23 protein-coding genes and 1 pseudogene are annotated in these 21,041 nt (G+C 72.8%); 10 read left to right on the top strand and 14 right to left on the bottom strand.

What is annotated here, in order from left to right; genetic code table 11:
- Positions 1-20 precede the first annotated feature (20 nt).
- From RND61_RS23590 to RND61_RS32740, 9 genes and pseudogenes are all read left to right on the top strand, one after another.
- Positions 21-3,068, top strand: a complete 3,048-nt coding sequence (locus RND61_RS23590; RefSeq protein ID WP_315880066.1) for an amino acid adenylation domain-containing protein — start codon at positions 21-23, stop codon at positions 3,066-3,068.
- A complete protein-coding gene (locus tag RND61_RS23595; protein WP_315880067.1) occupies positions 3,068-4,786 on the top strand; it encodes a non-ribosomal peptide synthetase in 1,719 nt (572 codons plus the stop codon). The genes RND61_RS23590 and RND61_RS23595 overlap by 1 nt, the downstream gene beginning before the upstream one ends.
- Before the next feature lie 19 nt (positions 4,787-4,805).
- Entirely contained in the window at positions 4,806-5,504 is a 699-nt protein-coding gene (locus tag RND61_RS23600) for a hypothetical protein (protein WP_315880068.1), read from the top strand.
- The gene (locus tag RND61_RS23605) at positions 5,489-6,511 is read left to right on the top strand and encodes a thioesterase domain-containing protein (protein WP_315880069.1); all 1,023 of its coding nucleotides are present in this window, start codon (positions 5,489-5,491) and stop codon (positions 6,509-6,511) included. Before RND61_RS23600 ends, RND61_RS23605 begins: the two co-directional genes overlap by 16 nt.
- Positions 6,512-6,644: 133 nt before the next feature.
- Positions 6,645-6,725, top strand: a pseudogene (locus RND61_RS23610) (4'-phosphopantetheinyl transferase); the annotation flags it as partial.
- Between the two features lie 21 nt (positions 6,726-6,746).
- On the top strand, positions 6,747-7,172 hold the full coding sequence (locus tag RND61_RS23615; RefSeq protein ID WP_315880070.1) for a 4'-phosphopantetheinyl transferase family protein: 426 nt from the start codon (positions 6,747-6,749) through the stop codon (positions 7,170-7,172).
- Positions 7,173-7,181: 9 nt separating this feature from the next.
- A complete protein-coding gene (locus tag RND61_RS23620) occupies positions 7,182-7,502 on the top strand; it encodes a phosphopantetheine-binding protein (protein ID WP_315880071.1) in 321 nt (106 codons plus the stop codon).
- A gap of 25 nt (positions 7,503-7,527) precedes the next feature.
- On the top strand, positions 7,528-8,103 hold the full coding sequence (locus RND61_RS23625) for a cysteine dioxygenase family protein (RefSeq protein ID WP_315880072.1): 576 nt from the start codon (positions 7,528-7,530) through the stop codon (positions 8,101-8,103).
- Positions 8,104-8,502: 399 nt separating this feature from the next.
- Positions 8,503-9,015, top strand: a complete 513-nt coding sequence (locus RND61_RS32740; RefSeq protein ID WP_391654009.1) for an AMP-binding protein — start codon at positions 8,503-8,505, stop codon at positions 9,013-9,015.
- Here the strand turns inward: RND61_RS32740 and RND61_RS23635 are convergent.
- From RND61_RS23635 to RND61_RS23700, 14 genes are all read right to left on the bottom strand, one after another.
- A complete protein-coding gene (locus RND61_RS23635; protein ID WP_315880074.1) occupies positions 8,954-10,738 on the bottom strand; it encodes a type IV secretory system conjugative DNA transfer family protein in 1,785 nt (594 codons plus the stop codon). The two genes, RND61_RS32740 and RND61_RS23635, sit on opposite strands and share 62 nt — an antisense overlap.
- 34 nt (positions 10,739-10,772) lie before the next feature.
- Positions 10,773-11,111, bottom strand: a complete 339-nt coding sequence (locus RND61_RS23640; protein WP_391653993.1) for a DUF317 domain-containing protein — start codon at positions 11,109-11,111, stop codon at positions 10,773-10,775.
- Positions 11,112-11,171: 60 nt separating this feature from the next.
- The gene (locus RND61_RS23645; RefSeq protein ID WP_315880075.1) at positions 11,172-11,540 is read right to left on the bottom strand and encodes a DUF317 domain-containing protein; all 369 of its coding nucleotides are present in this window, start codon (positions 11,538-11,540) and stop codon (positions 11,172-11,174) included.
- Positions 11,541-11,542: 2 nt separating this feature from the next.
- The gene (locus RND61_RS23650) at positions 11,543-12,076 is read right to left on the bottom strand and encodes a hypothetical protein (RefSeq protein WP_315880076.1); all 534 of its coding nucleotides are present in this window, start codon (positions 12,074-12,076) and stop codon (positions 11,543-11,545) included.
- A gap of 132 nt (positions 12,077-12,208) precedes the next feature.
- The gene (locus RND61_RS23655) at positions 12,209-13,045 is read right to left on the bottom strand and encodes a DUF317 domain-containing protein (protein WP_315880077.1); all 837 of its coding nucleotides are present in this window, start codon (positions 13,043-13,045) and stop codon (positions 12,209-12,211) included.
- The gene (locus RND61_RS23660; protein WP_315880078.1) at positions 13,042-13,218 is read right to left on the bottom strand and encodes a hypothetical protein; all 177 of its coding nucleotides are present in this window, start codon (positions 13,216-13,218) and stop codon (positions 13,042-13,044) included. Before RND61_RS23660 ends, RND61_RS23655 begins: the two co-directional genes overlap by 4 nt.
- Entirely contained in the window at positions 13,215-13,991 is a 777-nt protein-coding gene (locus RND61_RS23665) for a DUF317 domain-containing protein (RefSeq protein ID WP_315880079.1), read from the bottom strand. Before RND61_RS23665 ends, RND61_RS23660 begins: the two co-directional genes overlap by 4 nt.
- On the bottom strand, positions 13,988-14,377 hold the full coding sequence (locus RND61_RS23670) for a hypothetical protein (RefSeq protein ID WP_315880080.1): 390 nt from the start codon (positions 14,375-14,377) through the stop codon (positions 13,988-13,990). Before RND61_RS23670 ends, RND61_RS23665 begins: the two co-directional genes overlap by 4 nt.
- 40 nt (positions 14,378-14,417) lie before the next feature.
- Positions 14,418-14,663, bottom strand: coding sequence for a hypothetical protein (locus tag RND61_RS23675; protein WP_315880081.1), 246 nt, complete (start codon positions 14,661-14,663; stop codon positions 14,418-14,420).
- Positions 14,660-15,430 carry a hypothetical protein gene (locus RND61_RS23680; protein ID WP_315880082.1) on the bottom strand — a complete coding sequence of 257 codons (771 nt, stop codon included), beginning with the start codon at positions 15,428-15,430 and terminating at the stop codon, positions 14,660-14,662. The genes RND61_RS23675 and RND61_RS23680 overlap by 4 nt, the downstream gene beginning before the upstream one ends.
- A 25-nt stretch (positions 15,431-15,455) precedes the next feature.
- The gene (locus tag RND61_RS23685) at positions 15,456-16,100 is read right to left on the bottom strand and encodes a hypothetical protein (RefSeq protein WP_315880083.1); all 645 of its coding nucleotides are present in this window, start codon (positions 16,098-16,100) and stop codon (positions 15,456-15,458) included.
- Positions 16,101-16,102: 2 nt separating this feature from the next.
- Complete coding sequence (locus RND61_RS23690; protein WP_315880084.1) at positions 16,103-18,526, bottom strand: sensor histidine kinase; 2,424 nt, start codon at positions 18,524-18,526, stop codon at positions 16,103-16,105.
- A gap of 301 nt (positions 18,527-18,827) precedes the next feature.
- The gene (locus tag RND61_RS23695; RefSeq protein WP_315880085.1) at positions 18,828-19,244 is read right to left on the bottom strand and encodes an ATP-binding protein; all 417 of its coding nucleotides are present in this window, start codon (positions 19,242-19,244) and stop codon (positions 18,828-18,830) included.
- A gap of 240 nt (positions 19,245-19,484) precedes the next feature.
- Positions 19,485-20,423, bottom strand: coding sequence for a TauD/TfdA family dioxygenase (locus RND61_RS23700; protein ID WP_315880086.1), 939 nt, complete (start codon positions 20,421-20,423; stop codon positions 19,485-19,487).
- A gap of 138 nt (positions 20,424-20,561) precedes the next feature.
- Between RND61_RS23700 and RND61_RS23705 the strand changes: the two genes are divergently transcribed.
- Complete coding sequence (locus RND61_RS23705; protein WP_315880087.1) at positions 20,562-21,035, top strand: NUDIX hydrolase; 474 nt, start codon at positions 20,562-20,564, stop codon at positions 21,033-21,035.
- Positions 21,036-21,041: the final 6 nt, after the last annotated feature.

The raw sequence follows: 21,041 nt of genomic DNA on the forward strand, positions 1-21,041 counted from the left end.
ACCCTGAAACGAGAGTTGGGATGACACGAGTGACGAGCGGGTCTCCGGAGCCCGCGGACCGCGGGCTGATCCACGAGGCGGTGGCCCGGCAGGCCCGGCGGCACCCCGAGCGGATCGCCCTGAGGCAGGGCGACGCCGAGGTGACCTACCGAGAGCTGCACCTGGCGAGCGACGAGCTCACCGTCGATCTCCACGCGGCGGGCGTCGGTCCGGGCGCCCTCGTCCCGGTGCTGATACCGCGTTCCCCCCGGCTCGTGGCGACCCTCCTTGCCATCCTCAAGTGCGGTGCCGGGTACGCCGTGCTGGACCCGTCCTGGCCCGAGGAACGGCTCCGCTCGATCATCGGCCGCCTGGCCCCGCCGGTGCTGTTGGCGCAGTCCCCCGTGGACCTGGGCGTCCTGTGCTGGACCGGTGCGGACGCCCCGATCGGGGAGCTGGCCCGGCGCGGCCGTCCGGCTCCCGAGTTGCCGTGCGCCTCCGGATCGGCCGCCACCGTTTTTTTCACCTCCGGCAGCACCGGCACGCCGAAGGGAGTGGTCGCCCCGCACCGAGCGGTGCTCCGACTGTTCGGCCCCGGCACCTTCGCCGACCTCGGCCCCGGCCGCACCATGATGGCCGCCGGCACCCCGTACTGGGACGTCATGGCCCTGGAGGTGTGGGGCCCGCTGGTGAGCGGGGGGACGGTCGCGCTGGTCGAGGACGAGTACCTGATGCCCGCCGGCCTGGCCGAACTCGTACGCGACCGTGGCGTCGACACCGCCTGGCTCACCACGTCCCTGTTCAACATGTTCGTGGACGAGGACCTCTCCTGCTTCGAGGGGATCGGACAGCTGCTCATCGGCGGGGAGCGGGTCTCGCAGCACCACGTCCGCAAATTCCTCACCCGCCACCCCGGGATCCGGCTGACCAACGGCTACGGCCCGGCCGAGGCCTGTGTCTTCACCACGACCCACCCGATCACCCTGGAGGACACCGAGCACCCGAACGGCGTTCCGATCGGCCGGCCCGTGCCGCAGACCGGGGTCCACCTGCTGGACGGCGACGCACTCTGCGGCCCGGGGGAGACCGGCGAGGTCTGCATCTCCGGCGCTGGCCTGGCCAACGAGTACCTGGGACAGCCGGAGGAGACCCGCGCCCGCTTCACCACGGTCGAGCTGGACGGCGTGCCGACCCGCGTCTACCGGACGGGCGACCTGGGCTTCGAGGGGCCTGACGGGCTCCTGTACTACCGAGGGCGCACCGACCGGCAGGTGAAGATCCGCGGCTACCGGATCGAGCCCCTGGAGATCGAGAACGCCTGTCTCGCGCTGCCCTCGGTAGAGCGGGCGGTGGCGGTGCCGGTGCCCGACGAGGACGGTGCCCTCTCCCGGATGGCGCTGTTCTACGTGCACGGGGCCGGCACGGAACCGCTCGCCGAGGAAACCGTCCGGGCCCGGCTCGCCGAATCGCTGCCCGCGCACTGCATGCCCGCCGAATTCCGCGAGCTGGCGGCCATCCCGCTCACCCCCAACGGCAAGGCCGACAGCCACGCCCTGCTCGAAACCCTCACGCGGGCGCCCGCTTCGGCGGACGCCGCCACGGCCGTCGGCGGCCACCAGGACATCGCCCGCGGGGAGTACGCCCGGATCGTCGGCCCGGAGGCCGACCCGGACGCCTCGTTCGCGGCCCTGGGCGGAACCTCCCTGGACGCGCTGCGGCTCTGCGCGCGGACGTCGGACCGGATCGGCCGCCGGATCTCGGCCGGCGATTTCCTGCGGACCCCGACCCTGGCCGGCCTGCTGGCCTTGGTCGAGTCGGCCGCCGCGGTGTCGGCGAGCAGCACGGCCGAGGAGACCGGCCCCATCCCGCTCAGCGGCGTCCAGGCGAACTTCTGCCTCCAGCACGAACTGCTGCCGGACGACCCGTCGGCCGTCTGTCAGGTGGCCTGGCGGGTTTCCGGACCGCTGCGGCTCCCCGTCCTGGAAGCCGCACTGAACGACCTCCACCGGCGTCACGAGGGCCTCCGGGCGGTCTACCGCGTCGACGACGCACCGGTGACCGTCCTGCCCGGGCCGGTCGACGCCATCCGGGTGGAGACGGTGGCCGAGGAGCGCTTCGACGAGGCGCTCGGCCGGCCGCTGCGGATCGAGAAGGGCGAGGTCTGGCGCTGCGTGGTGACCGAGACCGGGCTGCTGGGGCTCGCCGTGCACCACGTGTCGTTCGACGGCTGGTCCCAGGGAATCCTGGTGGCCGAGCTGGCGCAGGCCTACGTGGCCCGACTCCGCGGAGCGACACCGCGGTTCGCCGCGGAGCCTCCCGGCCTACGGCGGCTGGCCGAGGAGGAGGCGGCCCTACACGGCCCGGACGGGTACCCGGAGCAGCTGCGCTACTGGTCCTCGGCACTGGCCGGTCTGCCCGAGCTCGACTTCCCGCAGCCGGCCGGAGCCCCGGCGGCGCGGGAGGCGGCGCAGCCCGTCGTCTTCACCGTCGGGCCGGAAAGGGTCGGCGCACTCTCCGCGCTGGCCCAGCGGTCCGGCGCCACGCTCTTCGCCCCGCTGGTGGCCTGCTACGGCGCCGCCCTGACCCGGGTGCTGGGGCAGCGGGACTTCGGGATCGGCGTGGCGCTGGCCCGGCGGTTCGGCAACGAGGCGGCCCGGGCGGTCTCCTGCCTCGTGGACGCCCTCTGCCTGCGCCTGCCGGCCCTGGACGGGTGTCGGACCCCCGAGGACGCCCTCGCCGCCGCCCTGCCGGTGGTGACGGCGGGCCTGGCCCGCCAAGACCTGCGGTTCGCGGACGTGGTCCGGGAGGTGCGCCCGCCGAGGACCGGACGGAACCCGCTCTACCAGACGCTGTTCGCCTACCAGGGCAACGAGGAGCCGCGGCTCGAACTGCCGGAGTGCACCGTCCGGCCGTACACACCGGCGGCCGTGCCCGCCATGAACGAACTCGTCTGCGAGGTCTGGCCGCTGCCCGACGGAGGACTGCGCGTGGACCTCACCCACCAGGGCCACCGAGTCGGCAGGAACGTGGTGGAGCGCGTCGCCCGGGCGTACCAGGAACTTCTTGTCGGGGATAGGAGTGGTCTTTGATGCAGGGCATCGTGAAGGAACGGACGGTGGTCCGGATGCTCGGCGAAATCGCCGACGCGCATCCGGACGCGGTCGCGGTCGAGTGCGGCGGCCGGAAGCTGACCTACCGCGAACTGTGGGAGGAGGCCGTCTCGGTGGCCGGGTGCATCCGGCAGGCCGAGGGCCACCGCGACGGCAGCCTCCTCGTGGGCGTGCTCTTCGACCGCGGCATCGACGGCGTCGTGGCCCAACTCGGAACCTGGCTCGCGGGTTCCGCCTACCTGCCGCTCGACCCGGCACTCCCGGGCGGCCGACTCGAGTCGATCCTGCGGGACGCCCGGCCGGCCGCCGTGCTCGCACAGCACGGGCTCGCCGCGCGGGTGCCCGCCGGCATTCCGGTGCTCGACGGCACCGGCCCCGGCGCGGACCCGGTGCTGGTGACCCCGGCCGAGCCGGCCTACGTTATCTACACCTCTGGTTCGACCGGTGCACCCAAGGGCGTCGAGGTCGGCCACACGGGCCTGGCGAACCTGATGTCCTGGCACCGGGAGACCTACGGCACCCGCCCCGGAGTGCGGGTCGGAGCCTTCGCCGGGCTGGGGTTCGACGCCACGGTCTGGGAGGTCTGGGCCGCGCTCACGAGCGGCGCGACGCTGGTGCTGCCGAACGAGCGGATACTCGTCGACATCGCGGCGATCGCCGCATTCATCGAGCAGAACGCCATCACGCACTGCTTCCTGAGCACCCCGCTCGCCGAGCAACTGTTCGCCCTCCCGGCACCGCCCGCGGGCCTGGCCGTTCTGCTGACCGGTGGCGACCGCCTCCGGGTGGGCCCGCCGGCCGGCTTCCCCGCCGCGGTCTTCAACCACTACGGCCCGACCGAGGCCACTGTGGTGACCACCGCCAGCAGGGATCTGCGCCGCGGCTCCACCGGCGGCGCGCCGGTGATCGGACGCCCCATCACCGGCGCGAAGGTCCGGTTGGTCGATGCGGGCGGGGCCGAGATCACCGAGCCAGGTGTGCCCGGGACGCTGCTGATCGGGGGCGACGTCCTGGCTCTCGGCTACCGGGGCGACCCGGAGCTCACCGGCCGTAAGTTCGCCGCCGACCAGGACGGGAACCGCTGGTACGACTCCGGCGACATCTGCCGCTGGACGGCCGGTGGCGAGCTGGAGTTTGTGGAGCGGCGGGACGCCCAGGTCAGCATCCGCGGGCACCGCGTGGAGCTGTCCGAGATCGAGCGGGAGATGCTGGCCGTTCCGGGCGTCCAGCAGGCGGCCGTCGTCCACGTGCCGGACGAGGACGGCGGATCGCTGCGCGCCTTCCACTGCGGCGAGGCCGAGCCGGGCGGCATCCGTGCCGCGCTGACCGACCGGCTGCCCGCGTACATGCTCCCCGCCGTGCTGCGCCAGCTCGACGCGATGCCGCTGACGCCCAACGGCAAGATCGACGTCATGGCTCTGCTGAACATCCCGGTCGAGGCCGCGGCAGCCGAACACGCCCCGCTCGGCGCCACCGAGGCGCGGATCGCCGAGATCTGGTACGAGCTGACCGGGAACCGGCCCCGTCCCGAGGACAGCTTCTTCGAGATCGGCGGGCACTCGCTGATCGCCGCCCGGGCCGTGTCCCGGACGCGTGAGCTGTTCGGCGTCAAAATCGGGCTTCAGGTCATCTTCAACAACCCTGTTCTCGCGGCCTTCTCCGCCAAGGTCGACGAAGCCGTCAGGAGCGCCGAGTGATGCACCCCCCCTCGTGATCATGGAATTCGGGAACGAGGTCCCCCGGAGGACGTTCGACGGGATCCTGCCCGACGGCTGGCAGGAGCGGACCCTCAGGATCGACCCCCTGCACCACCCCGGACTCGCCGACGGAGTGGTCGGGACCGCCGAACAGGCCGCGTACTGGGCCGAGCGGATCACCGCCGCCGGACCGCCCCCGGCCGCCGTGCTGGCCTACTGCTCGGCCGTCGGCCTGGCGTCGGCGCTCGTGGAGGCGCTGCCCGGCCCGGACGTCCCGCTCATCGTGCTCGACCCGGCACCGGCCCACCCCGAGGCCCCGCAGGAACTGCTGGAAGAGCTCGTCCAGGCCATGGACGAATCCGCCGAGGTGCCCGCGATCACCGGCCTGCCGGCCAGTGAGGCGCTCGCACTGGGCAGTTCCTCCCTGCTCTCGGTGGTCGTCGCATGCTCGTCCGGGCTCGACGAGGACATCCTCGTCGAGCTGACCGGGGGGCAGCGGGCCTGGCTGAGCTTCACCCTGACCGCGGCGGAACCCGCGCAGACCCCGCCGGCCCCCGCGTACGTCCTGCTGAGCGAGGGGCTCGACTGGCCGGGCTCCGGGCAGGTGTACCGGGTCGGCGTGACGGCGGAGGAGCTGTTCCGCGCCCCTGTGGTGAAGGAACTGCTCACCGGCCTGCTGGCCACCGGGAGGAAGGAAGAGGCATGCCTGCCGTCATAGAGCGAGACGCCGTCGACGCGCTGCTGGCCGCCCAGTGGTCCCGCATCCTTGGCGAGCGGCCGGCCGATCCCGATGCGGACTTCTTCACCTCCGGCGGCACGTCCCTGAAGGCGGCCCAGCTGGCCGGCGCCGTGCGGGGCGCCTCCGGCGTCAAGATCTCCCTCCAGCGGATCTACGAGCTGCGGACCTTCCGCGGCATCGGCTCCGCCCTCCGCGAGGGCACCGACACCGCCCACCGGCGGCTCGTCACCCTCAACACGGCCGGCGCCGGCACACCGCTGCTGCTGGTGCCCTCCGCTAGCGGCAGCGTCGTCGGGCTGCACCGCCTCGGCGGCAGCCTGGCCGACCGGCCCGTGCACGGCCTCCAGGCGCGCGGCCTGAACGTCCAGGACGGCCTGCCGAGCAGTGATCTCGCCGAGCAGGTGGCGGACTTCGCCGAGGTGCTGGAGGTGTTGGAGCTGCCGTGCCGCCTGCACCTGGCCGGCTACTGCGTCGGCGGCATCGTGGCGTACGAGCTGGCCCGGGCCCTGCACGCCCGGGGTTGGGAGATCGGCTCGCTGCTGCTGCTCAACACCTCCCTCTACTGCCCGCCGCTCACCGTCGAACAGGCCATGCAGGAGAAGCTCCGGCAGCTCGTCGCCGAGGCCGGGCTGCCGGCCGAGGTGGCGGATCGTGGGGCCGGGGAGGTGCTCCGGGAGCTCGGCTCGGGCGAGGATCCGGCTGACTTCGACGCCCGGGTGCGCGTCTTCGGCTCGGTCGGCGCCGCGGTCTCCGGCTTCGTCCCGCAGCCGGTCGCCTTCCCGGTCCGGCTGTTCTCCACCGAGGACCGGGACGACCCCGCCGACATCGCCGCGACCCCGGGACCGGTGGTCGACTGGCCGGATCTCGGTCTGCCGGACTTCCGCCAGTACGCGGTTCCCGTCGACCACTTCCAGATGATCGAGCACGTTCCCACCCTGGAGGCAGTGGAAGCCGTGATGGCCGAACTCGACGGGGCCACCTCGTGATCACCCTCCTGCCGCCCGGTGTGGAGGTCGAGGAGGCGTACGGCGACGTGCCCGACGCCCCGCTGTAGCCGGGGAGGCCGACGCGGTCGCCCGGTCGCCGGTCGCCAGGCGCCGGGAGTTCGCCACCGTCCGGCACTGCGCCCGAACCGCCCTCATGCGGCTCGGCATCCCGCCGGCTCTGATCCCCCGGGGCGCGGCGGGGGCACCGCAGTGGCCGTCCGGCGTGGTCGGCAGCTTGACCCACTGCTCGGGTTACCGGGCGGCCGTGGTCGCCTGGGCGGGGGCATTCCGCTCCCTCGGCATCGATGCGGAGGTTCACCAGCCGCTGCCCGACGGAGGTCTGCGCCTGACCTCCTCCCCGGCCGAACGGCGCCACCTCGCGGAACTCGTCGCCAGGAACGCCCAGGTGCACTGGGACACGCTGCTCTTCGCCGTCAAGGAGAGCGTCTACAAGGCGTGGTACCTCCTGGGTGGCGTCACGCTCGACTTCGTCGACGCCGAAGTGGAACTCGACCCGGACAGCGAGACCTTCACCGCCCGGCTGTCGCCGCCGGAGACGATGGCCGAGGGGGACGGCCCGGTCTTCTTCGAAGGGCGGTGGCGGGTGGCGGACGGGATGGTCCAAGCCGCGAGCGCCGTTCCGAACCGGGCCCGCTCATAGGGCGGATTCGTGGAGCAGCTGCCTTGGCCCGAGCCGGTTCCGGTGCTGCCGGCGGCCGTCACGCCGCCGGGCACCGAGACGGAGCGCACCGTCGCGACCGCCTGGACGGAAGTGCTCGGGCTCGCCGAGGTGGATGTGCGGACCAACTTCTTCGAGGCCGACGGGGACTCCTTCTCCCTGCTGACGGTCGCGGGCCGGCTGCGGGCCGAGCGCGGACTGGACATCCCGGTGCGCGCCCTCGTCGACGCTCCGACCGTCGAGACGCTGGCCGCGTGCATCGAGGAGCTGCGTGGGGCGCCCGTCCGCCCGGCCGCAGCGACCCACCCGTAGCCGACCGCGAGAAAGGACGATCCGCGTGAACGGACACACCGAGAGCAGGACCGTCCCGCTGCCGCTGGCCCGGCTTGTCACCGACATCCGAGCGGCGGTGCGCACAGGGGGCGCAGACAACCCCGAGCACACCGCCCGCAGCGTCGCCCGGACCGTCGCCCCCCACCTCGGAGGCGAAGGACTGCTGACGCCGGAACAGCTGGAGCCGGACTGGTGGTCCTACCGGCAGCACGTCCTGCACGTGGAGCCCGACGGTTTGTTCTCGATCGTCGCGCTGGTGTGGCTGCCGGGGCAGCGGACCGCCGTTCACGACCACCTCGCCTGGTGCGTGACCGGCGTCCACCTCGGGGCCGAGGAGGAAATCCACTACCGCCTGGCAGCGGACGGGGACCAGGCCCACCTGGTCCCCATCGAGGCCACCGTGCACGAGGCCGGCGCCGTGGACTTCCTCGTTCCGCCGGGGGATATCCACGAGGTCCGCAACGCAGCCGACCACACCAGCGTGTCCATCCACGTGTACGGAACCGACCTGCGCAGGAGCGGTTCCAGCATCAGGCGCACCTACGCCCTCTCGGTGCGGGCGGCGGAGCTCACCGGCTGACGAGGAGAGGGCTGCGGAAGCGGACCGGGCCGGCCTCTGGAGGAGCCGGGCACTGCGCTGTACCCCGGTGAAGCCGCACCCGAGGTTGCCCGCCCCCGGCAGAGCAACCCGGCTGATCCGCTCTCCCGGGCCTCGTCGGTGCCGGCCCGCTCCGACGCCCAGTTCGACAATGATGAGAAGTGACGTCATGAGCGACACCGCGGCTCACGACATGGGCAGAGACCCTGCCCGATCTGTTCGCGGCCCAGGCGGCCCGTACCCCTGGCGCCGTCGCGCTCGTCTACGCCGACGTATCGCTCACGTACGTCGAGCTGGACGCCAAGGCCGGGCGGGTGGCGCGGCTGCTCCGGCCAAGGGGTGGGACCCGACACGATCGTGGCGGTCGCGGTGCCGCGATTCGTGGAGCTGCTGGTCGCCCTCTACGCGGTGCACAGGATAGGCGCCGCATACCTTCCGATCGATCCACTGCTGCCCACCGAGTGGACACGGGAGATGATCGAGGACGCACAGCCCGTGCTGACGCTGGACGGCGAGGACGTCCGGCGGATGTCGGAACAGGACGGGTTGGCGGCCGACGGGACGGAGTGGCCCCCGCCCCGCCCGTCAAACACCGCCTACTTCATCTACACCTCGGGATCCACCGGCCGGCCCAAGGGGGTGGCTGTGTCCCACGAGGCCATCGTCAACTGCCTGCGCTGGATGCAGGCCGAGTACCCGCTCGGCCCCGACTCGTCCGCGACGCCGACGGAGAAGACCTGCCCGGCCGGGGGCGGGTGGTGGCGGTGCCAGGCGCGGACGAAGTCCTTCGCCTGCCGGGAGCGGACCGGCACCAGGTGCAGGTGCGTCCGGTTCACGCGGCCGTCCCGGATTCGGACTGCGGGGGTGCGTGCTTGGCGACCGCGCGGGCGGTGATGGCGTCGGAGGCGCGCTTGGAGGCGGCGGACAGCTCGGCGGCGCCGGGTTCGAGGTACCAGGGGCGCAGGTCGAGCATGGCGGCGCGCAGACCGGTGGCGAAACACAGCGCGGTGCCCTTGGGCAGGGCGCGGATCGCGTCGGCGGGCAGAATCCGCTCCTGCCGCATCGACACCGAAGTCGACTTCCCGGACTCCGAGTGCGAGGTGGAGGTGGTCTCCACGTCGTGGTCACCGATCAGCCGGGAGAGCTTGTCGGCGAAGTCCGGGTCATCGATACCGGAGCCGATCACCTTCACGGTCGAGGCGGCCCACATGGCGTCCATCCCGGCGTCCCCCCACACCTTCTGACCCTGGCGGTAGGACTGCAGGATCGTGATCGGGATGATCCCGCGGGAGCCGAGGTGGGAGTACAGGTCCGGCAAGTCGCTGATCTTGCACACGTTGGCGGCCTCGTCGAGGATCGCGAGCATCGGCGGATCCAGGCGCCCGCCGGCGCGTTCGGCCTGGGCGGTCGCGGCCCGCATCACGGAGTCCGCACACGCCGCGATCAGCGCGCTCGCTCCGCCGCCGCCGTCCTTCGACAGCAGGTAGAGGGTGTCGGTGGAGGTGACGAACTGACTCGGCTTGAACTCGGGGACGTTCTTCTGCGGGGTGACCCACGCGGCGATCTCGCTGTTCAGCAGCGCGGCGGCGTACTGTCGGGCCGTTTCGTAGATGCCGTCCCGTGTCTCCGGTGGGCCTTCCACGGTGCCCTTGAGCTGGGCGGCGACCGCGGTGAAGCCATGGTCGCGCAGGATGTCCAGCGGGGTGCGGTCGGCGGGGAAGGCGAGCCACCGCATCACGTCGGTGATCGGCCGCTCGTCCAGCGCGGCGGCCAGGAACAACTGGGACAGGATGTTGGATCCGGCCTTGGACCAGAAGTCGCCCTGCTGGGAGGCGTCCACCGAGGCGGCGAGGAAGTGCCCGGCCAGGCGGCCGGCGCCGTCCAGCGTCTTGGCGTCGGCGAGGGGGTTCCACCACATCTCCCGGGCCGCGTGGGCGATTTGCTGCGGGTCCATCGACCACACCCGTCCCACCGCCGCCCGGGCGTCGATGGTCGCGGTGTAGGCGTCACCGGCGGCCTTGCTGGAGGTCAGCAGGACCGGGCCGGGCGCGTTGAGGATCGAGGGAATCGCCAACGAGGTGGTCTTGCCGGAACGCGGGGCCATGATCGCGACGGCGACGTCCTCGTAGCCCATGCGGACCTCGTGGCGGGTGCCCTGGAGGTTGCCCAGGAGGAGGCCGGTGTCGCGGGCGTCGATGTGCGTGGCGGTCTTCAGGCTCGGCCGCAGGGAGCGGGCCTTGGCGGTGATCGCCTTGGCCAGCAGCGGTTCGACGTCCTTCGCCTTGGCCATCCCGCTGATCTTCTTCTTCCGGCCGCCGCCGCTCGTTCTGCGGCGGGACCACACCACGCCGACCGCGGCGCCGAGGGCGAGCAGGACGGCGACGGGGACGATGCGGGCGCCGATCAGCAGGGACATCTCCCCGGCCTGCGGCCACAGCCGGTCGGGGTGGAGCAGGGCGGCGGTTGGCTGGTACGGCGCCCAGGAGCCACTGCCGGTGACCCAGGCGGTGATGTTGCCGGACAGCCAGGCGAGGTGGGACAGAGGGACGACGACGGCGAGCACGCCGAGGAGGATCTTGAAGGCTATGTCGTCGGACGAGGAGCTGGGCTGGGACAAAGGAACTGTTCCGTAAGGGGAATGGGGGCGGTGGTCAGCGGGTGCGGCCCGGGCTGGACGGGGGACGCCGCGGAGGCGACGGGGACGTCGGCGGGGCGGCGCGGCGGGCGGCGAGAGCGCGGACGCGGTCTTCCAGCGCGGAGGCGACCTGCACGGCGGGAACCTCCCGGGAGGTGAGGGTGACGAGCCTGGTGCCGTAGGCCGGGATGCTCGACGGGAGGCCCTCGCGCAGCAGGGGGCTGGGGTCGGCGAGCGCCCGGGTGAACGCGGCGATCAGGTGCGGCGGGGTGTGCTGGCCGAAGCGGGCCTGCCACACCGGGCCCTGGTGCAGCGTGGTGGTGGCGACCCAGTGGTCGGAGGCGTCGGTGACCACGTGCTCGACGTGCGCCTTGCCGTCGGAGGAGATGAGCCCGTCCCGGCCGGGTGCGAGCGTCTAGCCGGCCTCAAGGAGCGGCCCGTACGGATCGGTGTCCGCAGCCGGGTCCGCCGGGTCCGCCGGGTCGGTCAGGGTGTCGGTGACGGCCGCGATGATCTCGACCGGGGTACGGGCGCCGAAGCTCGCGTACCAGGCGGGCCGGTCGGGGGCGGCGGCATGCCGCAGCGTCCACCACTGTCGGTCGGGTTCGGGTTCGGGTTGCAACCGCAGGAGCGCCTTCTGGCCGGGACCGGACAGAAGCACGCGCGGCGCCAGGGGGTCGTGGCCGTAGCTCCAGCCGCAGGCGCGGTGCAGGGGCACGGTGACCCACTGCGGGTCGCCGGGACCGGCGAAGTGGCGGGGCGAGACGAAGAGGGAGATGCCCATGCTCACCGTCCCCTTCCGGGGGCGGCCGTCGTGGTCGTGTGCGTGCCGGCGACGGGCCGCGGGCCGGCCGTAACGCGGGGCGCGGCCTTCAGGGCAGCGGTGCACGGGGCCGAGGTGGAGGGAGCGCGGCGGGCGGCGGCGTGGATGTCGAGGATGGCCTGGCCGTGGGTGGCCCAGTCGTACAGGCAGCTCCACGCCCGGGCGTGGTGGGCGGCGAGCGCGTCGTCGTAGGCGTCGGTGCCCGCACGGGCGTTGAGGGGCAGGTTGTCGCGGGTCTCCAGCCACTCCTCGTGCAGGGAGTCGAGCCGGGTGAGCGCGTCGTGCAGCGTGCCGAGCTGCCAGGTCCACCGGCTTTGCACCGTGCGGGCGGGCAGCGCGACGAGCTGCGCCTCGGCGGTGGCCAGGAGGTGGTGCGCGGCGTCGCGGACGGTGTCGAACGCGGCGGCGACGCCGGCCGTGCGCTGGGCGGCGCGCAGGTCGTAGGCGTGCTGGTCGTAGGGCCAGCCGTCGAGGCCGGTGTGCTCCTCGGAGTACACCTCCCAGGCGATGAGGATCTTCTGGCTCTCGCGCAGGAAGCGGCTGAGCTGCTCCAGCGCGGCGCGGTGGAAGTCGGGGAGTGCGGGGATGTCGGGTCCTTCAGGTGCCGGTCGGTGGGGTTGTTCGCCCGGTCAGCGGCGGGCGGCGGCCGGAGCAGGCGACGCCGGGGCGGGGGCCGCGGGCGGAGTGGCCGGGGCGGGGAGAGCCGTTTTGAGCCGCGTGCGGCGCCGGGCGCGGGCCCGCTGCTGGGTGGCGTCGACGCGGTCGAAGTGGGCTTCGACCGCCTGCTCGGGACTCAGCGGGCTCGGGATCTGCCGGGCACCGTAGTGAGTGAGATCGAACATCCGGCGCAGGACGGGCGCGGGGGAGACGAGCTGCTCGACGAGGCCGGACAGGAGGTGCTCGGGAACGGGACCGCTGATCCAGATGTGCCAGATGCGCGGGCCGCCGTACTCGGGCAGGGCCTCGATGCGCCAGACGCACCGGTCCGGTTCCTCCTCGCTGATCGGCCGGAGCTCGGCCCGCACGGGGTAGGGGCCGGGGGAGAGGGCCTCGCCGGTTTTGTCGGGGCGGCGCTCCACCGCCCAGCCCGCCTGCGCCATGCGTTCCCACGGGCCGATGTCGCCGCGGCGCGGGCCGTCGACGAGGCGGTCGGTGACTCCGGCGATGATCTCGACCGGCACCATCCGGTCGAACGACGCGTCCCACGACCAGTCGGCCGAATGGAGCCGCCAGCACGAGTCGTTGGAGAACGGGTCGAGCACCAACTGGTGGGCCTGGTCGGTACCGGTCAGGACGGTCCGGGGGTCTCCCGGCGCGGAGGTGAGGCTCCAGCCGCCGGCGAGCAGCGCGTGGGTGACGTGGCGGGGATCCCCGGGGCCGGCGAGGTGCCGGGGCGCGGTGGCGAACGGGATCTTCGTGTGGTGGTCGTTGGCGTAGGAGGCCCGCTGGGCCGGGCTTATGGTCACGGCGCCGCCCCGGCAGTGACCTCCACTGGTGTCTCCGCTGCGAAGCCGATCTGCCACTGGTTGATGCCCCTGGTGGGAAGGAACCTCCAGGCGGTCTCTCGGGCGTCGGGATGGGCGAGCTCCAGGGGCAGGTGGGTCTGCTGGTTGGGGGAGGAAGGGGCGAGGCGCTTCATCGGGTCCTTGCGTAACGGGGCGCGGCCGGCGCGGTACGGCTGCGGGATGAGGTCCAGGTGCGGCCCCAGGCGGCGGTGCGGGCGGCGGTGATGCGGGCCCGCTGCCAGGCGGTGAGCTGGTCGGGGAGCACGGAGACGGAGGTGGTGCGGATGCGGTTGCTGAGCGGGACGTGTCCGCGCGGGCGCATCACCGGCTCCGGGTCGGCCAAGGCCGTGGTCAGCGCCTGCATCAGGTGCAGCGGGGTGCTCGCCGTGGCCTGCGCGTTCCAGACGGGGCCGAACTCGTTCCGGGCCCCGACCCACCAGTGCTGCTGGTCGTGTTCGCCGGTGACGTACTGCACGAACGCGTCCCGGTTCGGGCTGGTGGCGGTGTAGGGCTGGCCGGGCTCGGTGTTCCAGCGGTGCGTGGCGAGCGGGGCCCACACGTCCGGGGCGTGGGCGGAGCGCGGTTTGGTCAGGGCGTCGGTGACCCCGGCGACGATCTCCACCGGGGTCTGCGGAGTGAGGGTGACCTGCCAGGCCGGCTGATGTCCCTGAGCGGCTCCGCGGATCTGCCATCCGCCCGGTGGCCGGTAGGCGACGCGCACCAGCTGGTCGGGGGAGTCGAAGGCGAAGACGGCTCCGGTGCGGCGGGTGGTGTCCTTCCACCCGGAGGCGCGCAGGTACTCCGTGACGTGCCGCAGGTCTCCGCCGCCGGCGAGGTGGCGGGGTTCGATCAGGTAGTGCTGCTGGGCCTGGCCCCAGCCGGTCCACCGCTGCTGCCGCCTGCTCACCGGTGCCTCCCGCGTGCCACCAGCGCGGTGGCCTGCGGCGGTACCGCGGCGGATGCGGCTGTCGCACGCTGCGTCGCGATTTCTTCGAAGACCTCCTGGTGCTCGTCGAGATCGAGGGCGAGGTCGTGCAGCGTGTTGGCGGTGCGGCCCAGCGCCAGCCACATCTCCGCAGGGAACGCACCCCTTTGGGTGTGGTGCTTGGTGACGTAGGTGCCGGTGACGATCAGGGCCGACAACCTGCCCAGGACGCCGTCCTCGGCGTTCAGGACCTTCAGCAGGATCTGCGCGGCCTGCTGCGGGCCGGCCTGGGCCAAGTGCTCGGAGAGCTGGTCGAGCTGCTGGGTGATGCTGTCGGCGAGGGTAGCGGTGGTGACGGGCGGGGGCATGGGTGGTCCAGGGAGTGCTGTGCCGTACCCACGACGGCGGTCAGCGGGTGTGGCGGTGGATGGGGGCGGCCTGGGCGTCGGCGGGGGACTGAAGCGGCGATACGGCGGGCCGGTGCCGGTCGGGACCCGCGGCCTGGACGACGACATCGCGCAGGTAGCGGCGCAGCAGGAAGGCGGCGAGCCGGGGCCTGAGAGCGGCATCGAGCGGGGGAACACGCGGGCGGCCGGCCGGAGTGCCGACGAGGGGTTCCTGGGAGCGCGCGGGGTGGCGGGGGGTGCCGGTCACCGGGCGCGCGCGGTGCTTCGGGCACCGGGCGGCGGTGCCGGCACCGTGGTGTCGGCGGTCGGGCGGGTGGCGGCGCGCAGCACGGTGCCGATGCCGAGCCGGGCGAGGCGGGCGCCCGCGTCCTGGACCGCGTGGGCCTGGGTCTGGGTGTCGTCGCCGGAGAGGACGTACGCGTTCGACGATGTCTCCCACACGAACCCTTCGGCGACCAGGATCTCGGCTGCGGGGCGTGCGCCCGTGACGGCCGCGAGGGTGCCGTCGTCGCGCCAGGTCATCACCACCTGCTCCGGCTTCGCGCCGGGGGCGGGAACGGGCTGGGGAGGGTTCATCGCGTTGTGCCGGACCTGGGCGAGGGCGATGTCGTAGCGGGGCAGGAGGTCGGCGGCGACGGCGCGGGCGGCCCGCTCGGGGGCGCCGGGGACGACGATCCCGTCGGGCTCGCGGACCCCGGCGAACGCCTCCGGGGCGATGCCGGCGGGCGCCATGGCGGCGACGAGGAACTCCTCGTCGTGCAGCGGGCGGACGATGACGTACAGGCGGGTGCCGTCGTCGCGGGTGAGGTGGGCGTCCTCGCCCAAGGCGAACTCGGCGATGGCTTCGCTGACCAGGTTGAGGTCCCAGACGTCTTTGGCGTGCGCGAGCTGGGCCTGGTGGTGCTGGTGTGAGTGGTGGGTGACGGTCCAGGTGCCGGGGAGTTCCTCGGAGAGGATGGTGGCGAACGACTCCAGGTCGCGGCCGTCGACGGGCAGGGCGCGGGGGGCGGGCATGGGTTCCTCGAAGAAGGGGCGGGGGTCATCGGATCCGTCCGGAGGCGGTAGGCGCTGGCGCGGCCGGTGGGGCGGGCACGGGGCCGGCCGGCCCCGACCGGGAGGGCTGGGCGCTGCGGTCGGCCAGTTCGGCGCGCGTGTGCAGCAGGTCGGCGCTGATGGTGCCGAGCCGGTGCGCGGCCAGGTAGCGCATGCGGGCCGCGGAATGACGGTCCGCGGGGCCGCCGAGGCGGTCGTAGACGTCGGCGAGCGCGTGCAGCATCTGGTCGAGGAAGGCGAGGATGCCGTCGTGGGCGGCGGTCACCTCTTCCAGCAGGTCGGACGCCTCGGCGGCGGAGGACGCTTCGCGGACGCGTACGGCGAGGTTGGCGATGGACCGGCCCGTGGTCACGTACTGAAAACCCAGGAGCGGGGAGGCGAACTCCGCATCGGCCACCACGCCGTACCCGGCGCCCTGGAGCCGTTCGACGGCGAGGCGGGTCACATGCGGTTCTTCCTCGGGCTTGATCGTGGGCGACAGCCGGTGCCAGGTGGTGCCGTGCGCCTCGCGCAGGAAGAAGGTGCGTTCCAGGATGCCGTGGGCCGGACCGTCACCGCCGCGGGCGATGATCTGCCCGGTGTCCTGGGCGCGGGTGATGGTCACGGTCCGCCCGGCGCTCGTGTCCGGCATGCTCACCGCGTCACCGCTGCGGAGGAGGCGGGCGCCGTCACGGGCAGGGCTGCCCGCTCGGGCGCTGGTGGGAGGGGCGGGTTCAGGCGGGTGGCGATCTCCCCGAGGTGTTCTTGCACACCGTGGAGACGGCGGGCCGCCCAGAACAGGTCGCGTCCCGCAGCGGCGGTCTGGTGTCCGGGCAGGGCTGCCGCCTGCCTGCCGACCTGCTCGATCAGTTTCCGCACCGTCGCGATCGGCCCGGCCTGCTCGGCCGCGAGCTGTCTCAAGATTCCCGCGAGCGGGCTGGTCGCGGCCGGCACGAGCGGCGGTGCGGCGGCCGGTGCCGGGGCGAGCCCGGTGGGCTTGTCCTCCACCGAGGGGTGGCGTACGCGGAGGAGGAGGTCGGCCTCGATGCGCCGAGCTTCCGCGTCCAGGACCTGCGCGAGACGGTGAGGCGTGCTGGCCCAGGCGCCGTCGAGACGGATGAGGTTGGCGATCACGTCCATGCGGTCGGGCTTGTCCCGCACCGCGATCCAGCGGCACGCCCGCTCGTCGCCGGGCGGCGCGAGCCCCGCCATCCGCGCGATCCGGTGGCCGATCTCGGACCACTCGGCCGGTGAGAGCTCCCGGTCGAGCGGGTGCAGCCGCACGGTCAGGTGGAGGATCGCCCGCCGGTCGTCGTCCGGGCCGGAGACGAAGGGGTGCTCCAGCAGCGGGTCGGCGAGGTGCTCCGCCCACTCTGGCGTGGTCCAGACTCTGTGCTCGTCGGTGTAGTAGTCCAGCTGGTTCCAGTGGGCCACCACGTCGCCGCCGGGCTCGGTGGTCAGGCCCTCGTCCTTGCTGACCGGGCGGCCGAGCGCGTCGGCGAGGGCAGCGGCGGCGTCGGCGCCGCGTCGGTGAACGTGAATGATCATGATCTCGCTCGGTGCCGGCGCGAAGAGCCGGACGAAGAAGGGGGAGAAGGGAAGAGACGCTCGATGCCGCTGCCGGCGAGACCGGGCCGGGCGGCGCTTATCGGCCCGCGCGGCCGGAATCGGCGACGTGGACGAGCTGGTTGAGCGCGGACAGGGAGTACCAGCGGCAGTGACCGGGTGTTCGCCACCGGCGGTCGAGTGTGTCGGGGCGGGGGTTCGGCGGGGGAGCCCGGCCGGTGTCGTCGCACCGACCGCGGCGGCGACCGGTCGGGCCGGTCGACGTGCCGACGCGGGGGCAGGCTCGGTGAGGGCACGGGGGAGAGGCGCGGGCGGTGTCGGGGCGAGAAGCAGGTGGTCGGGCAGCAGGACTCGTGCCTGGATGCCGCTCTCGGGCCGTGGGTGGAGGGCGACGTGCAGGTTGTACTGGGCGGCCAGGCGGCCCACGACGGCCAGACCGATACGGCCGGACACCACGTGCTCGTGCACGGAAGCGGCGTACGGGTCGGCGATCAGCCGGTTCACCGCCTCCAAGGAGCCCGGCTTGATCCCCACCCCGAGGTCCTCGACCGTTACTTCCGCCCCGCCCGCCGCCGTTGCAGCCCGAACCACCACCGGCGTGTCGGACGGGGAAAAGGACGTCGCGTTGTCGATCAACTCGGCCAGCAGGTGCACCACCCCGGGCGCGGCGTAGGCGGGCAGGGCCACATCCGGAGCGGGCCGGTGGATCACCACCCGCTGGTAGCGCTCGACCTCCTGCAGGGCCAGGCGCAGCACGGTCGACAGCGACAGCGACGGCGCCTCCCGCAGCGGCGACAGGCGGTGCCCGCCCAAGATGGCCAGCCCTTCGGCCCGGCGCCTGATCCGGATCGGCAGGTGGTCCACGTGGAACACCCTGGCCAGGAGATCAGGGTCTTCGATGGCCGACTCGACCTCGTCGATCGCGGCGGTCGCACGCTCAACCAGGGCATACATCCGGGAGGCGAACCCCCGTGCCATCTCGGCCTGCTCCCGCTCGGCGTCCGTACGGCGCCGCTCGTCGGCCGCCACCCGGAAGACGGCCCCTACCGCCTCACCCAGCGCGGCCACGATCGCGTCCGCGACCGACGCGAAGCCATCGGGCAGGACAGACCCGTCGACCGTCTTCGGCAGCCCGGGCCCCACCTCGCCCGCCTCCGCCCGGCCCACCGCTTCCGCGACAGCCGCCCTGCCCTCGGCCAGGAGACGCAGCAGCTGTTCCAGCGCTCCCACCTGGCCACGACGCTCCGCCTGCTGGGCGCACAGAATGCGCTCCGCGGCGCCGGCGCGTCGCCAGCCCCACACCACCACCCCCACCCACCCGATGCCCACGACCAGGACGCACAGTTGCCAGGGCAGGAGCCCGGCCGCCTGGACGGCCCACGCCGCCGAGGCCACCGCGCCCGTGCCCACGGTCGAGGCGAACACGGTCATGCGGGGGCGGGGCGCGGTGCTGCCGGTGGCGTGCCGACGACGCCGTCGGCCCTCACGCGGTAGGAAAAGGGTGGAGGTCATGACTCCTCAGAAGATGATCGTCTACGTGTAGTGGTGATAGGCGGGTGGACCGGCCACCGCGGGGCAACGCCACGACCACGGCGGTCGGGAGAGCAGAGCTTGCTGCTCTCACTCCTCCCTTCCGGCGGGCACTAGCCGCGGCCGGACCGGTCGCCCTACGGAGAGGTGGGAAGAGGAGCCCACCCACGGATGGCCCCAGCACGGCGACGAGGAAATGCCGCCGTACACAAGGCCACCCGTGTCTACGGCCTCCGCGCCCCCGAGACGGCTACCGGGCCGGCGTCGACTACCACGGTGCCCCTCATGCCGCATCTCGGGCGGACAGGACGCACCAGGTCACCGCACCGCAGTCGCTGGCACCCCAGCTCCCCTCGTGCTGGTGGACGATCGCCTCCACGAGGTGCAGGCCGCGGCCACTCTCCTCACCCATCTTCGGCGCGCGGGGCGCCGGACGGGTCGGGGTTCCGTCGCGGACCGTGACCTTCAGGAAGTCGCCGCGAAGCTCCAGCGTCAGGGTGATCTCGGTCCCTCCGCTGTGCACGAGCGCGTTCGTCACCAGCTCGGAGACGACGAGGCACACGTCCTCGATCAAGTGGGACAGGCCGCAGGCGCCCAGGCAGGTTCGGCTCTCCTTGCGGATCTTCCCCACGCAGGCGGCATCCTGCGGCACCGGCGGCGTGCCGATCGCGCGCGGAGCGATGGGGAAAGAGACCTCCATCAGCCGGGAGCCGTGAGGAGGGTTTCGGGACGGTTGTGCGGTGGTTGTTGTCATCGCGTCCTCTTCGAAGTGCGCAGGCATGACCAGGTGACAGGCGGCACGGCTTTGTGCAGGGAGATCTGTTAATTGCCGGGCGTGAGCACATCGGCGGTACGGAGACCGGGGAACGGCACCGCAGGCTCGAACGGCCCTTCGTAGCGAGGGAGGAAGTGCAAGGCCATTTCGGCCAGAGACGGTCAGTTAGTACGACGTCGAAGGCCACGCCGCACTCCTCCCGGTAGTTCTGAACCGGACGGAGCGACTGGGGCCTGTACCAGCAGCGAAGCCGCGTCGTACGGATGGGTCCACGGCAGCGGTTCGACCGCTGAGCGCCGGCGTGGGAAGACCACCGGGAACGTCGTCCAGCGCAACGTCGACCATAGGGGCTAGGACGGGGAAGCCGGGGGCCATCCGGGTTCGGGGGTTGCCCAGGGCGCGTACGCACACACGATCGCCGCAGAAGCCGGTGCGGGCGTGGAGCCAGCGGCTGTTGTCGATCAGGTACCCCTGCCCGGTGTCGAGCGTGATGCGCTGCTGAAGGGCGTCGATCGCCGCACGGAGGTGGGGCAGGTGTCCGGTGATCAGTGGGCTGAATGCGGCGAGGGCATCCTGACGCAGGCGGATGGAGATCCGTGCGTCGCGGTGGCGGGTGAAGATCTGGGAGGGATGTCCGCCGCCGTCGCCGTAGAACGCGGTGCCGGGCAGGACCATCATCGCCAGGGCCTGCGGCGCGTGTTCGGCGAGGAAGGCATGGAGGGCGCGGCCGTCGGTCAGGAGCACCTCCCCGCCGGAGATTGCGGGCTGCTGGCAGACCAGGAGCATCAAACGGGGTGGGCGGGGGAGGCTGGAGCGTTCGGTGTGCGCGAGGAGTTCCCCGGAGCCCAGCCCCGCCAGCCCGGATCGGCGGGAGGCGGCACCTCTGTCACGGATGGTGGTCAGCCCGTCCGGGTCGCTGTCGGGGTGCGGCACCAACGTCATCACCTGCCGGGCGAATGCGAGGACTTCGGCTCGGGTGCCCAGGCCCTCGACGGTGGCGATACCCCGCGTCCGCAGGCGCTCCATTACGGCGCGGGTCCGGCCGGAACCGGTAGCGAAGGGGAGGACATGTGTCTCGAACAAGGTGAGCGAAGGTGTCGTCATCGACGTGCTCCTCTGGGGGCGAGCTGGACACCCAGCGTCCGGACGGCCGACGGAGGGTGTAAAGCGACAAACTGTCGACCCGGACAAATGCGGCAAGCCCGGCTCCGTCCTGCGGGCGGGTGCTACGTTCCGAAGGCCATGTCCGCGCTCACGTTTCAGGGACAGCCCATGTACAAGCCGTCGTTGTGGCCGGTGTCGATCAAGGGCGTTGCCCTCGATCCCCGCGAACGTGTACTGCTCCTGCACAACGAGCGTGGTGAGTGGGAACTGCCGGGCGGCCGGCTGGAGATCGGCCCTGCGGGCAATGGATCGGCGCCAGCCGACGGGAGCCCGGACGCGGCGCTGGAGCGCGAGGTGGCCGAGGAGAGCGGCTGGACGGTGAAGGCGGGGCCTTTGCTCGACGGCGGGACCTGGATCTACGAGCCGATTCCCGGCCGCCGGGTCCTGATCGTCACCTACGGCTGCACGGTCCTGTCCCCCGACCGTGTGCCGGTGCTGAGCCACGAGCACAAGGAGATCGGACTCTTCCACCGGCACGAGGTCGATGACCTGACCATGCCCGAGGGGTACAAGCAGTCGATCGCGGCCTGGTACGACCACCCCGGAAGGTGACCCGGC

This window comes from Streptomyces tamarix, assembly GCF_032423885.1.
In the GTDB taxonomy this organism is placed as follows: Bacteria; Actinomycetota; Actinomycetes; order Streptomycetales; family Streptomycetaceae; genus Streptomyces; species Streptomyces tamarix.